The 13,370-nt window shown below is 66.1% G+C and carries 10 protein-coding genes; 7 read left to right on the forward strand and 3 right to left on the reverse strand.

Annotated elements, in window-relative coordinates; translation table 11 throughout:
• The first annotated feature begins 9 nt into the window (after positions 1–9).
• Together ENSA7_RS34640 and ENSA7_RS34645 are read left to right on the forward strand one after the other, a co-directional pair.
• Positions 10–1,731 (forward strand): FG-GAP repeat domain-containing protein, encoded by a 1,722-nt coding sequence (locus ENSA7_RS34640; protein ID WP_181234403.1) that lies wholly within the window; start codon positions 10–12, stop codon positions 1,729–1,731.
• Between the two features lie 245 nt (positions 1,732–1,976).
• Positions 1,977–2,690 (forward strand): hypothetical protein, encoded by a 714-nt coding sequence (locus ENSA7_RS34645; protein WP_106093695.1) that lies wholly within the window; start codon positions 1,977–1,979, stop codon positions 2,688–2,690.
• Positions 2,691–2,996: 306 nt separating this feature from the next.
• Here the strand turns inward: ENSA7_RS34645 and ENSA7_RS34650 are convergent, their stop codons facing one another.
• Entirely contained in the window at positions 2,997–4,064 is a 1,068-nt protein-coding gene (locus tag ENSA7_RS34650; RefSeq protein WP_146158485.1) for a hypothetical protein, read from the reverse strand.
• A gap of 170 nt (positions 4,065–4,234) precedes the next feature.
• Here ENSA7_RS34650 and ENSA7_RS34655 point away from each other — a divergent pair, with 170 nt between their 5' ends.
• The 5 genes from ENSA7_RS34655 (at position 4,235) to ENSA7_RS34680 (ending at position 10,565) form a co-directional block, all read left to right on the forward strand.
• Positions 4,235–5,365 (forward strand): MFS transporter, encoded by a 1,131-nt coding sequence (locus tag ENSA7_RS34655; protein WP_106093697.1) that lies wholly within the window; start codon positions 4,235–4,237, stop codon positions 5,363–5,365.
• Between the two features lie 60 nt (positions 5,366–5,425).
• A complete protein-coding gene (locus ENSA7_RS34660) occupies positions 5,426–7,345 on the forward strand; it encodes an ABC transporter ATP-binding protein (protein ID WP_244924009.1) in 1,920 nt (639 codons plus the stop codon).
• 6 nt (positions 7,346–7,351) lie between these two features.
• Entirely contained in the window at positions 7,352–8,329 is a 978-nt protein-coding gene (locus ENSA7_RS34670) for an SGNH/GDSL hydrolase family protein (protein WP_181234404.1), read from the forward strand.
• Positions 8,330–8,332: 3 nt separating this feature from the next.
• Complete coding sequence (locus tag ENSA7_RS34675; protein ID WP_106093699.1) at positions 8,333–9,169, forward strand: SDR family NAD(P)-dependent oxidoreductase; 837 nt, start codon at positions 8,333–8,335, stop codon at positions 9,167–9,169.
• A gap of 91 nt (positions 9,170–9,260) precedes the next feature.
• The gene (locus ENSA7_RS34680) at positions 9,261–10,565 is read left to right on the forward strand and encodes a beta-helix domain-containing protein (protein ID WP_106093700.1); all 1,305 of its coding nucleotides are present in this window, start codon (positions 9,261–9,263) and stop codon (positions 10,563–10,565) included.
• Between the two features lie 93 nt (positions 10,566–10,658).
• Here the strand turns inward: ENSA7_RS34680 and ENSA7_RS34685 are convergent, their stop codons facing one another.
• Positions 10,659–12,062 (reverse strand): hypothetical protein, encoded by a 1,404-nt coding sequence (locus ENSA7_RS34685; protein ID WP_106093701.1) that lies wholly within the window; start codon positions 12,060–12,062, stop codon positions 10,659–10,661.
• 258 nt (positions 12,063–12,320) lie between these two features.
• The gene (locus tag ENSA7_RS34690) at positions 12,321–13,241 is read right to left on the reverse strand and encodes a hypothetical protein (RefSeq protein ID WP_181234405.1); all 921 of its coding nucleotides are present in this window, start codon (positions 13,239–13,241) and stop codon (positions 12,321–12,323) included.
• Between the last annotated feature and the right edge of the window lie 129 nt (positions 13,242–13,370).

Here is a 13,370-nt window from a genome sequence, read left to right on the forward strand (position 1 = left end):
CAAGGCCTGATGTCCTCGCATCACCGTCGCTGGGGGATCCCGTTCGCGCTCTTGCTCGGTCCGACGCTGGGCTCGAGCGCGTGCGGGGACTCGTCGGGCGAGAACCTGACACAGGCCGCCACCGCCGACGCTGGTGAGACCACGCCAGGCGAGGAGTCCGGCAGCGACAACGGCGACGGCGATGGCGACGGCGATGGCGATGGCGATCCTGGGGACGGCGACGGCGATGGTGACGGTGATGGCGATCCAGGTGACGGCGACGCCGACACCGACGATGGAACCATCTTCGACGTCGACTCGCCCCAGCTCGACCAAGCCGACACGGGCGGGCCGAGCTGCACCGTGGAGGACGGCGAGCTCGACGCCATCCCCCCGTGTGAAGAGTCAGCGGTCGCGGGCAGCTTCGACCCCGAGGTCCAGTGGGAGTGGTACGGCGAGGGTCTGCACGTCAACGCCATCACCACGCCGCTGGTCGCCAATCTGAGCGACGACAACGATGATGGCGCGGTCGATCTGTGCGATGTGCCGGACATCATCGTCATGACGCACGATGGGCTCAACAACGCTCCCGAGTGGCTGTGGGTGCTCGACGGGGCGACCGGCGAGGTCCACTGGGATCTGGATCTCGGCCTGAACTTCTCGCAGGTGCCGGCGATCGGCGACATCGACGATGACGGACTACCCGAGATCATCGCCGCGACCAGCACCAATCAGCTCGTGATCATCTCGAACGAGGGCGAAGTTCAGTCCCAGACCGCGATCCCATGGTTGGGCTCGTCTCGTCCGGCGTTCGGGCTGGCAGACTTCGACAACGACGGCGACGTGGAGATCTTCTTGGGCAACGGCCTGCTCGATCACCAGGGCAACGTCCTGTTTCAAAAGCCCAACGAGCCGCTGAACTTCTATCACGCGAGCGCGGCCGCGGATCTCGACGGCGACGGCGACCTCGAGCTCATCGTCGGGCGCAGCGCGTATCACCATGACGGCTCGCTCTACTACGAGCACCTCGACATCTCGCCCAGCCACCCGCAGGTTGGTGACCTCGACGACGACGGACTCCCCGAGGTGTTGCTATCTGGCCCGCAAGGGTTGAGCTTGCTCGAGCATGACGGGACCAAGACCTTCGTTCACCAGACGCCTGGCGGGGATCCTGCCGTCAACAACAATTGGCGACGGCCAGCGGCGATCCACGACTTCACGGGCGACGGCGCGTCGGAGTTCGCGGTCAGCTCGGCGAATCACTACAATGTGATCCGCGGCGACTTCTCGTTGGTCTGGGCCGCGCCCGTGGCCGATCTAACCGGAATCGCGGGCGGCACCGCTTTCGACTTCCTGGGTGACGGCAGCGCCGAGGCGATCTACGGCGACGAAAACTCGCTGTTCGTGTTCGATGACGCTGGCCAGGTGGTGCTGCAGGTCCCGAGGCTGAGCCGGACCACGACCGAGTATCCCGTCGTCGCCGACGTCGACAACGACGGCTCGGCCGAGCTCGTGGTCGTGTCCGAGAGCGATCTTCCTGGTAACTCGGCCACGCTGCAGGTGATCGGAGACGCCCAAGATCGGTGGGTCCCCGCGCGACGGATCTGGAATCAACACACCTATCATGTGACCAACGTGCGCGAGGACGCGAGCATCCCGCAAGACGAGCTGCCGGCCTGGGAGTACCTCAACACCTTCCGCACCCAGGCCCAGTCCGAAGGTGGCGTGTGTCTGCCTGAACCCCAGGGTTGAGCGCACCGTGGTGGCACTGTTTGCGGTGGTGCCACTCGTCATCGGCGAACGTGTCGGGAACGGGATTGAGGAGCCGAGCTCGAGCCCGGCCTCGGCTGCGGGGCCCCCAGGGCGCCGCAAACCGGCCGCTCACTGGCCGAAGATCGGTTCTTGACGGGTTTCTTCAATTGAATCCGAGCGTCACCGGACAGCCCAGTCAGCGCCGGGAATTGGTCCCGGAGACTTCAACACAAGGAACCCAGACAATGTCACGACTTCAGCTCCCCCTCGCCCACACCCTCCGCATCGCCCTCGCCGCCTGCACCCTGACCAGCCTGGCCGCGTGTGACCCCGGCGAGGTCCATGACGTCGACGCGCTCGAGCTCGATGAGTTCGACGTCGAGCTCGACATCGAGGCGCTCGACGGCACGGAGCCGGGCGAGGCGGCCAGCGGTGTGCTCGCCACCGAGCAGGGCAACGAACAGCCCGTCATCCAAGTGACATCTTGGACGATCATCTCCGACCTCAACTCGCTCGCCGATGGCGACATCGTCCAGCTCGGTAGCCGCCAACAGGGCTTCGTCGGTTGCCCCGGCCTGAGCACAGTCTCGGCTACGCACGCCCCCGCCAGTGGGTCCCAGGGCTACACGTTCACCGTTCACGTCGTCGACATCGACATGGACGGCCAGACCGAGCGACAGTTCGAGGCGCTCGACGTCCAGGGCAACCCGACCGGTCGGTTCCTCAAGATGGAGGACGACCTGTCCGTCGAGTGCAATGTCATCGGCGGCATCGGCGACGCCGCGGCCTGGACCCAGGCGTCGGGCTACTCCGCCACGACCTCCGGCTGGACGTTGAGGTACGGCCAGATGCGCTCGCTCAAGCACCAGCGCTGCATCGAGGTGTCCGACCCCAACGCGCCAGTCGGCGATACCTGCTCGGGGGGCTACCGGGCGTTCTCGTTCCACGTCTTGAACTGACGACTCCGCACGCCGGGAGCCCCGGCGCTGGAGACATGCTGGAGACGGCTTTTCAATCGCTTATCCGCAGAACCCGGCGGGCTGCTAGCCCGCCGGTCGCAAACCGGCGATGCTCCACCCCGAACATGCGGGGCCATGCGGCGCGCCAGACAACCGGATACTTGGCGGCCACGTGTCGACGTTGGCGAAGTAGGCCTCGCTCGTGACGGTGCCCGGGCGCGCGGCCCAGTAGCGTGTGTAACGCGTGACCCCGGCGGTGCGCCGTGGCCCTGCTCGCGCTCGTTGGCCTGGGCTTGGGTGCCGGCCTCACACGCCGCCGACGGCCGTGACACCAAGCTCATAAACCCCGATCTCCCAATCCGTCATCACACACACCACGTCCCCAAAAATACGCATGCTCGCGTTGAGCGCATACCGCCCAACCTTGACCAGCTCCTTCGGGATCATCAACCGGTGCGTGACCGAACCCGTATACAGGTCGAATACCAGCAGCGCATCCTGGCGATGCAGCACCACCCGATGCCCCTCCACGACCGCAGAGCTCGCCGTGAACGCCTCGTCCAGCGTCCATTGCTGGATCGGCCGGAGGTCCTCATCGTGCAACACGATCTCCAGCGCGACCCCGTCGCGGTCTTCATGCACGACGACCAGCCCGTTTGGTGTCTGCGCCATGCCCTTCACGCTGGTCTTCGACGCCAACGTCCGCGTCCAGGCAAACCGCTCACCCCCGCCGCGCACGGGTCGGCGCTCGAACACGGCGACGAGCGTCCACACGTCCTGTACCACCCAGCGCCCATCGTCGGCGACATCGGCGGTCCACCCGAGTTCGTCGGCGCCCCCAGAAAATTGCGGCGTGCAGTCGGTCGACACACCCTGCCAGCTGCCCGCGACCCGCCGAAAGTGCCACAGGTCGCTCATGTCGTTGGACCACAGCTCATCACCGCGAAGCACGATCGGCTGCCCAAAGCGAATGTCCGAGTCGGTGGGCGACTCGATCTGATCGAACACGCCGCCCCACCGCCCAACGACCACGCCGTAGCTGCCGCCTTGATATTCGGTCCGGTTGATCGCAATGCGCATCGGATCGAGGCGATCGATCGCCAGCCACACCGACCCGACCTCGTCGATCTGGCCCACCCATCGATCCGGCGCCCCCGCATTGTCCGGCCGCGGGGGCACGGTCCACGGCGCGCTCCAAGTCCAGGCGCCGGCCTCCCAGCGCCCGAGCCGAACCCACGGCGCCAGCCCCTCCTCACAGACCCCCAAGAACGCACCGGCCTCGCCGAGCGCCAGGTCGCTGCCCTTGATTCGCTTGCCCGCTGTCTGGACCAAGGGCAGCGGCGTCCACGTACCATGTAGCTCTCGTGCGGCCATGTTGCTCGGTGTCATACCGCAGGTGTGGGGTGACCGGGCAGCGCTGACCCGCGACGCCGTCACGCTGGCGCGCCACACCGGCTACCGCAACGCCGGCACCGTGGAGATCCTCAGAGCCCGGCGGGCTCCCTAGCCTGCCGGTCGCAAACCGGCGATGCTCGGCCGCGAACATGCGGGGCCAGGCGGCGCGCCAGACAACCGGATACTTTGGCGGCCACGTGGCGCTCGGCTTGATGTCGGGGGTGCTCGGCCCGACCTTGCCCGCGCTCGCGGTCCAGACCCACAGCGATCCCGACGCGCTCGGCATCTTGTTCGCGGCCCGCTCGCTCGGCTATCTGCTCGCGTCGCTGGTCGTCGGCCGGATCTACGATCGCCGGACCGCGCATCCGATCCTCGTGGGAGCGCTGCTGGTGATCGCGGCCGGCCTCGCGGCGGTTCCGCTGGTGCCGACCCGGGTCGGCTTGATCGGCCTGTTCCTGCTGCTCGGGTCCGCGCAGGGCGTCCTCGACGTCGGCAACAACATGATGCTCGCGCGGGTTCAGGGCGCCCGCATTGCCCCCTACATGAGCGCGCTGCACTGCTGCTATGGAGTCGGGGCCCTGATCGCGCCGCTCGTGGTCGGGGCGTCGAGCTCGGTCGCGTGGGGATATTGGTGGTTGGCGCTGGCGATCGTGCCGTTCGCCGTGAGCGTCTCGTCAACGCGGAGCCCAACCCAAACCGAGCCCGCTACGACCGAGCAGCGCTCGCCCGCGCCCGCCGACAGCCGCCTGATCGGGCTGCTCGTCGCGTGGTTCGTGCTGTGCCAGGGCGCCGAGGCTGGCTTCGCTGGCTGGTCGTTCACCGTCGCGACCCGAAGCGGCTTCGACCAGGACGCCGCGACCAAGCTGGTGTCGAGCTTCTGGGCCGCGTTCACCCTGGCCCGAGTCCTGACGATCCCGCTCGCGGCCCGGGTCCGGCCGCAGACGCTGCTGACGATCGATCTGCTCGGCGCGATCGCAAGCGTGTCGTGCCTGGTCCTGATCCCCGGCGAGACCGCGATGTGGATCGGAACGGTCGCGCTCGGGCTCTCGCTCGCGTCGATGTTCCCCGCGACCTTGTCGCTCGCAAGTCAGCACATGCGCCTCGACGGCGCCGTGACCAGCACCTTCTTCGTCGGCGCGAGCCTCGGGGCGATGTCGATTCCGTGGGTCCTGGGCTACGCGCTGGCGCTCGGACCTCGAGGGCCGCTGTGGATCATTCTCGCGGATCTGATCGTCGCCGGGGCGGTGCTGCGCGCGGTCCGAACGCAAACTCGGGGCTGAGCGCCGCAGATCCGCCCCCCTCGTTTCGGGGGGGTGCGGCCATCGACGCACAGCCCCATGATGGGCGACGCTCCCCCGCCCCCGCTCATGGTCGCCCACGACAGCCAAAAGCACGCTCGCCCTTCGCCGCACGGCGCCGAAGCCAACGCCGCCGGCCGCAAGCCCAAGGGCTCGGTCACCCAGCAGTTCCTCGGTGTGTTCCAGTACAGCCGCCGCGCGGTCGAGCTGGTCTGGACCAGCTCGAAGCTGCTCACGATCCTGATCGCCGCGCTGACCTTGATCGCCGGGCTGATGCCCGCGGCTGGGGCCTGGATCGGGCGCGAGATCGTCGACGCCGTGGTCGCGGCCTCGGCTGCGGTCTCGGCCGGCGCCGAGCCAGCGTTCACGCTGGTGCTCGGCTGGGTCGCGCTCGAGGGCGGGGTCATGGTCGTGCTCGCGGCCTCGCAAAAGGGCTTGAGCGTGTGCCAGTCGCTGCTGCGGGCGATGCTCGGCCACCGCGTCAACGTCATGATCCTCGAGAAGGCGCTGACCTTGCAGCTGGTCCACTTCGAGGACTCGGAGTTCTACGACAAGCTGACCCAGGCCCGGCGCGAGGCCTCGTCGCGGCCGCTCAGCCTGGTCAACCGCACCTTTGGGCTGGTTCAGAACGCGATCTCGCTGACGAGCTACGCGATCTTGCTGCTCGCGTTCTCACCCTGGGCGGTGTTGGTCCTGGTCCTCGGCGGGCTTCCGGCGTTCCTGGTCGAGACAAAATTCTCGGGCGAGGCGTTTCGGCTGTTTCGCTGGCGCTCGCCCGAGACGCGCAAGCAGATGTATCTCGAGACCGTGCTCGCGCGCGAAGACTACGCCAAAGAGGTCAAGCTCTACGGGCTCGGTCCGCTGCTGCTGCAGCGCTACCGCGAGATCTTCTCGCTGGTGTTCGCGGAGGATCGCGGGCTCACGCTGCGCCGCGGGTTCTGGAGCTTCACCCTGGGCCTGCTGGGAACCGGCGCGTTCTATGGCGCCTACGCGTGGATCGCCGTCGAGACCGTGCGCGGCCACATCAGCCTGGGCGAGATGACCATGTACCTGCTGGTGTTTCGCCAGGGCCAGTCGGCGGTCGCGGCCAGCTTGTCGGCGATCGGCGGCATGTATGAGGACAACCTGTACCTGTCCAACCTCTATGAGTACCTGGATCAGCCGGTCGGTAGTGAGCCGGGCGTGGAGCTGGTCGGGCCCAAGCCTGGCGACGGCGTGCGCTTTGAAGGCGTGAGCTTCACCTACCCGGGCGCGACGATGCCCGCGATCGACAATGTCACGCTGCACCTCGTGCCCGGCCAGTCGCTGGCGCTGGTCGGCGAGAACGGCTCGGGCAAGACCACGCTGATCAAGCTGCTCACGCGACTCTACGAGCCCAGTGAAGGCCGCATCACCCTCGACGGCCTCGAGCTCTCGGCGTGGGATCCCGCCAAGCTGCGCGCGCGCGTGGGCGTGATCTTTCAGGACTTCGCCCGCTATCAGATGCTGCTGGGCGAGAACGTGGGCGCGGGCGACGTCGAGTACTTTGACGACGAGGCCCGGTGGCGCGAGGCGTCGCAGCTGGGCATGGCTGACACCTTCGTCACCGACATGCCCGACGGCTATCGGACCCAGCTCGGCCGGTGGTTCAAGGACGGGCGCGAGCTGTCGGGCGGGCAGTGGCAGAAGGTCGCGCTCTCGCGGGCCTTCATGCGGACCGCCGCCGACATCCTGGTGCTCGACGAGCCGACCGCGGCGATGGACGCCGAAGCCGAGGCCACGGTGTTCGAGCACGTCCGCAACCTGACCGCGGATCGCATGGCGATCCTGATCTCGCACCGGTTCTCGACCGTGCGGTCAGCCGATCACATCGTCGTGCTCGACCACGGGAAGATCATCGAAGAGGGCGCCCACGAGCAGCTGATGGCCAACGACAAGCGCTACGCGAGGCTGTTCACGCTGCAGGCAGAGGGGTATCGTTAGCCGCGGATGCGTCGGCTGTTCACGCTGAGTTTCGTCGGGCTGCTCGCGCTGCCCGGGTGCGTCGCGGGTCACACGGACGCCCCGCTTGCCAGCGAGACCAGCGGTGATGACGGTGAGACGGGCGATGGCGACCCGGGCACTGACGACTCGGGCGACGGCGACGGCGAGCCCGGCGACGGCGACTCGGGCGACGGCGACGGCGACGGCGACGGCGACGGCGACGGCGAGCCCGGTGATGGCGACGGCGAGCCCGGTGATGGCGACGGCGAGCCAGGCGATGGCGACGGCGACGGCGACGGCGAGCCGCAGGAGCTGTCCGTGTTGTTCGTCGGCAACAGCTACACCGCCGTCAACGATCTGCCGGGCATCGTGGAGGCGCTGAGCGCCGACTCCCCCGCGGCCGTGATCAGCGACGCGATCACCCCGGGTGGCACACGCGTGATCGACCACCTGCAAAACCCCGCGGTCCTCGACGCGCTCGCGGGCGACTGGGACGTGGTCGTGCTGCAGGGTCAGAGCGTCGAGCCGATCCTCGACTACCCGACCTTCGAGCAAGCGGTCATCGACTTCACGGGGCTCGTCGCCATGGCCGGCGACGGCCGAGTGTTGCTCTACCAGACCTGGCCGCGCGAGCAGGGCAACGCAGACCTGATCCAGCTGGGCATGACCGTAGAGGAGATGTACGAAGGGCTGGCCACCGGCTACATCAACGCCGCGCTGGCCAGCGGCAGCGAGGTCGCGCCAGTCGGTGACGCGTGGATGTCAGCCCTGCAGCTCGACCCGCCGATCCCCCTCTACGCCAACGATGGCAGCCATCCTTCGCTGGCCGGCAGCTACTTGGCCGGCTGCGTGATGTTCGGCAAGATCTTGGACCTGCCATGCTCAACCAGCGGCTTCGCGCCGCCGCAGCTCCCCCTCGAGGATGTCGAGCGGTTGCAGCTGATGGCCGACATCACCAACGGCTTCGTCGATCCTTCGCCCTGACTCATGACCTCCACGATCTTCATCACTGGCGCGACAGATGGCATTGGCCGCAGGACCGCCGAATCGCTCGCGGCGACCGGCGCGGATCTCATCATTCATGGGCGCACGAACGCCAAGCTCGCGCCCGTCGTCGCCGCGCTCGAGCAGATCCCCGGCCACGGTCGCGTGCAGGCGCTGGCGGCCGAGCTGTCGGATCTCGACGCGGTCCGTGAGCTCGCCACCGAGCTCGAGGTAACGCTCGGCGAGCGTCCGCTCGACGTGCTGCTCAACAACGCCGGCGTGTTCATGACTGAGCACGCTCGCACCGCGCAGGGCCACGAGCTGACCTTTGCCGTCAACCACCTCGCGCCTGCGCTGCTCTGCCAGCTGTTGCTGCCCCGCCTGCGCCGCTCGCCCAGCGCGCGCTGCATCAACGTCAGCTCCATGGTCCACAAGCACGGCGAGCTGCGCTGGGACGACTTCAACTTCAAAGCCGGCTTCAATGACCGGGCCGCCTACGCGCAGTCGAAGCTGGCGATGGTGGTGTTCACGGTCGAGCTGGCCCGGCGGCTCGGCGACAGCGGGCCGATCGCGGTCTCGCTGCACCCAGGCGTGGTCACCACCAAGCTGCTGGTCGACGGGTTCAAGATGCAGGGCCGCGACTCGCTCGACGACGGCGCCGCGACCTCGATCTACCTCGCGCTGCTGCCGACCGCGGAGCTGCGGGCCCACGCGGGCGGCTACTTCAAGCGCGAGAAGATCGACGGCGTCCACCCGAGCGCGCGGGATCCTCAGATCTGCGCCAGGCTCTACGAGCACACCTGCGAGCTGCTCGGGGTCGAGCCGCTACCGGCGCGGTAAAGACTGCGGGCAGCGCGGCTGCGAACGTCACACGAACTTCGCAGACTCGATCGCGATTCGTCACAATCGCGAGGTAGCTAGTGCCCCAACCATGACGCGAATTTTTTCGATCCTGACCACTGGCTCGATGTGCTCTTTGCTGCTGCTTGGCGCGTGCACGGATGACGGCACCGCTGATGGCGACACGGATACCAACGGTGACGGCGACGCTACCGGCGACGGCGACGGCGACACCGTCACGATCAGCGAGGACATCTCAGAGGACACTACCTGGACCGCGGACAAGACCTACATGCTCGCGCCCGACACCCTGGTGTTCGTCAACGGTGCGACCTTGACGATTGAGCCGGGCACCTTGATCCGGGGCGGCGCCGGCTCGGCGCTGGTGATCGAGAAAGACGCCCGGATCGTCGCCGAGGGCACCGCCGACGCGCCGATCGTGTTCACCTCGTTCGACGCCGAGAACCCCGCCGCCGGCGACTGGGGCGGCCTGGTCCTGCTCGGCGAGGCCACGGTCAACCTCGAGGGCGGCGTCGGCATGGCCGAGGGCTTCCCGATCCCGCCCACCTACGGCGGAACCAACCCCGCCCACGACTGCGGCTCGCTCCGCTACGTCCGGGTCGAGTACGCCGGGTTCGCCATCTCCGAGGGCAACGAGCTCAACGGCATCACCTTCTACGCGTGCGGGACCCAGACCAAGGCCAGCTACGTGCAGTCGCACATGGGCCTCGACGACGGCATCGAGATGTTCGGCGGCAGCTTTGACCTGGACCACATCGTGGTCACGGGCGCCGCCGACGACTCGCTCGACATGGACCAGGGCTTTAGCGGTACGGCGCAGCACGTGTTCATTCACCAGGCTGACTCGACCGGCGACAATTGCTTCGAGATCTCCAACCAGAGCAGTGACTTCGACGCGACCCCGAAGACCGCGCCGACGCTGTGCAATGTCACCTGCATCGGCTCGGGCGCCGGCGGTGGCAAGAGCAAGGGGATCACGATCAAAGAGGGCACCCACGGCAGCTGGTACGCCAGCATCTTCACCAACACCACCAACGAGGCCACCAACCTCGCTGACGAGGCGACCTTCCTCGAGGCCGACGGCGGCAACATCGACATCGCCAACAACATCTTCTTCGGCATCCTCTCTGCCGAGCCGCATGTCTCGGGCGCCGACAGCCTCGACAGCGCCGGGTGGGCCGCGTGGGTGCAGGATCCCGCGCGCGCCAACCTCGACACCGATCCGGGGCTCGGCAGCATCGCCTGGGGTAGCCCCAACATCGTCCCGAGCGGCGACGTGAGCGGCGATGGCTCGGGCTGCGGCGGGACCAGCTACATCGGCGCGGTGGATCCCAGCGGCGACGACTGGACCGCTGCTGCCTGGATCAACTACTGAGCTTGACGCGCCCGTAGCGGGCGGTTTGTGTGGGCGCCTGGCGTCGCGAGGTTCGCGGTGTCGGGCGTCTGTGTTTTGCGCGCGCGTGCGGACCTACAACAGGTCGGAAGTCCGCTTACCAACAGCGACAAAGACCCACGGGTGATCGCTGTAGTACCCATCCTCTGTCGACTGATTACCAACGAGTGGCCTGGCCTCCCCGGACTTCGAGTTGGGGTGGATGATTGTCTCGTCGTTGGTGACGACCGCGTTCATGAACCGCAGCGGGCCCGCCTGGCTCGTGTTTGAGGCGCGAGTGGAGACAACTCGCTCGATCCGCTGCGTCGAGAGCGACTCGCCAACACCGATGAATTGTGGCCCAGACACGTACTCGGTGATGAACCGCGAGTCGAACGAGCAGTCGAAATTGAAGTCGCCAATTAGCACGTCAACGTGCTCCTGCTCGCTCCACTTCAACTTCTCCTTCAACACCAATCGGCCCTTGCTCGAGTTGTTCTTGCACTGGCCGACGTACTTGGATGAGAAGTGCACCCCGCACACGGCCAGCTTCACGCCGCCCAGCTTCTTGGTGAGGACCAACACGCTCTCTTTGTTGTCCGTGACCTTGGGTTTCGTTGTGAAGACGGCGTTTTGCTCGTGGCTGCTTCGATGTTCAGTCCGGACGTAGCACGAGATCTGCTGCTTCCAGTCCTTTGGGCTTCCCTTTTTATTGTACGTCAGGGCCGAGCTGGATTGCCTGACGTACGCGACACCGAAGACATCCAGCTGATCGGGAAACTGGTTGTACTTCAGCTCTTCTGACAGGAAGATAATGTCCGGAAACGCCCTCGGCACTCGGTCTGCGCGGGCGAAGTGGCTCGTCGTGCAAGCACACTTTACATGACTTGTCACTTTTCCAGTCTTCGTGAAGAGAAACAGCTTTTTCTCCCACTTTCGATCATGTTCACTGCTGATACCCGAGACGGCCTGCTCGGCTATTTTATCATACTCGATATTCCAGTTGAACCGCCCGCCCTTGACCTTCTCCTCCATCATCTTGTCCGTCGTGTCTGGGCGGAACAGCAGGCCCTTCTTCGACTGGGTCTCGACCTTCACCATATCGCTCTCCTCCATCTCCCGCATCATGGTGAAGTCGCGCTTGTTCAAGAAGCCCTCGTCGTATGGCAACCGAAAGAACGAGTCCTGGTCAGACAGCAGCACCTCGCCCCGGCTCCCTTTCTCGAGCAGGCCCTTCTTTGTCCTGGACACCCCACCCGCGTCGAACGGGATGAACAGCACGGTCATGGAGTTCCACTTCGGAGCGGGCGGCGCCTTTCGCACAACGACGAATTTTCGCTTCTTGCGCGGCACGAACGGCTCGATCTTCTCTGGCGTGATGTCACCGAACTTTCGCTTCCTCACCACGAGCGTGGTGGAGTGCATTTTTTGGCCGTGACAGATCGGCGCCAAGTAGGCCGTCGCGGTCGCGCTACAGTTCGAGCATTTCCAGGTGTTCATGGCTGGGCGATGGAGTTGGGGGTCACGGGGCCGGGCGGTAGACGAGGACGTCGCAGATCTCACCTGATCCAACGCCGGCCTGGGCGCTGATCAACACGCGAAGATCCAAGCCCGTGCCAGCGCTGGTGGTGCCGCCCGCGAACCCCTCGTACGCGGGTGGCAGCTCGGTGACGCGAAGGTGAGCGTGAGCGCGAGCGCGAGCGACCAGGATCGATACAGTTGGGCCATGACCTCGAGTCTACCGCCTCACGGCCGCACCTACGGCGCCAGGTATACTGCGTAGACCGGCGCCATGCCCCTGCTGTCCAACAGATCCTTCGCGCTATATTCGTTGCCCCAGGTCCAGACCTTGAAGTCACCGCTGTTGGGCCGGCTGTTCGGCACCGTTGGGACGTACACCCAGTGGACGACGTTGTAGTAGGTGCTCAGGTCGGTGCGGACGCTCGCTGGCGTACCCACGCCAAGCAACACACCATCGTTGGGGCTCACGCCCGTCTGGCTGTTGTACATGGCGTCGACGAACGTCTTCTTGAGCATCTTCACCATGCTCCACCTCGTCAACATCTTCAGGGTTTCGGCGTTGCTGGCGACGACATCGGTCTTGCTGACGTTCAGGCCCGCGACGGACAGCACCTCCGAGATCACCGACGGCGGCACCCCGAAGTCGCCCTTCTTGTAGGACAGACCACCAGTGTCGAGCTTGTCGCTGAGCACCGCCGTCGACGGCAGGTCCTTGAGCTTGCTGTATCGGGTGGTGGTGGTCTTCTTGAAGAACAGGATCCCGCTCGTGGACTTGACGTCGAGGTGGTCGTAGCTGAATCCCCCGAACAGATCGGAGAAGGTCACGCAGGTCTGCCAGTGACCGTCTCCGGCCGCCTTGGAGTGCTCCTTGAACAGGATCATGAAGCCCAGGCAGGCCTTCCAGTCATCAATTGACGTCTCGTTGGGGATGATCCCGTGGGCGACGCGCTTTTGGATCCGCCCCTTGATGCGTACCGACTTGTCGACCCCGAGTATTCGGGTCGCATTGTTCACACAATCGTATAGATCATCGAGGAACCCATAGTCTCGCCGCTCGAGCAGGGCCATCAGAGTCCCCGCAAACCCGCATAGCCCCCGATCAGCGTTGGGATGCCCCATCCGCTTGGGGTCGGTCTTCATCTGCGTATATGTGTGCATTTGCAGCTCTGCGCATGAGCAGCACATTGAGGTGATCGCGGCCTTGATACCCCGGCTCGGCGATTGACCGAAATTACTGTCACGAACGCCAATGGCGTGAACGCAGCGAATGTAGCGATTACAACGTAG

This window comes from Enhygromyxa salina (assembly GCF_002994635.1).
Lineage (GTDB): Bacteria > Myxococcota_A > Polyangia > Nannocystales > Nannocystaceae > Plesiocystis > Plesiocystis salina_B.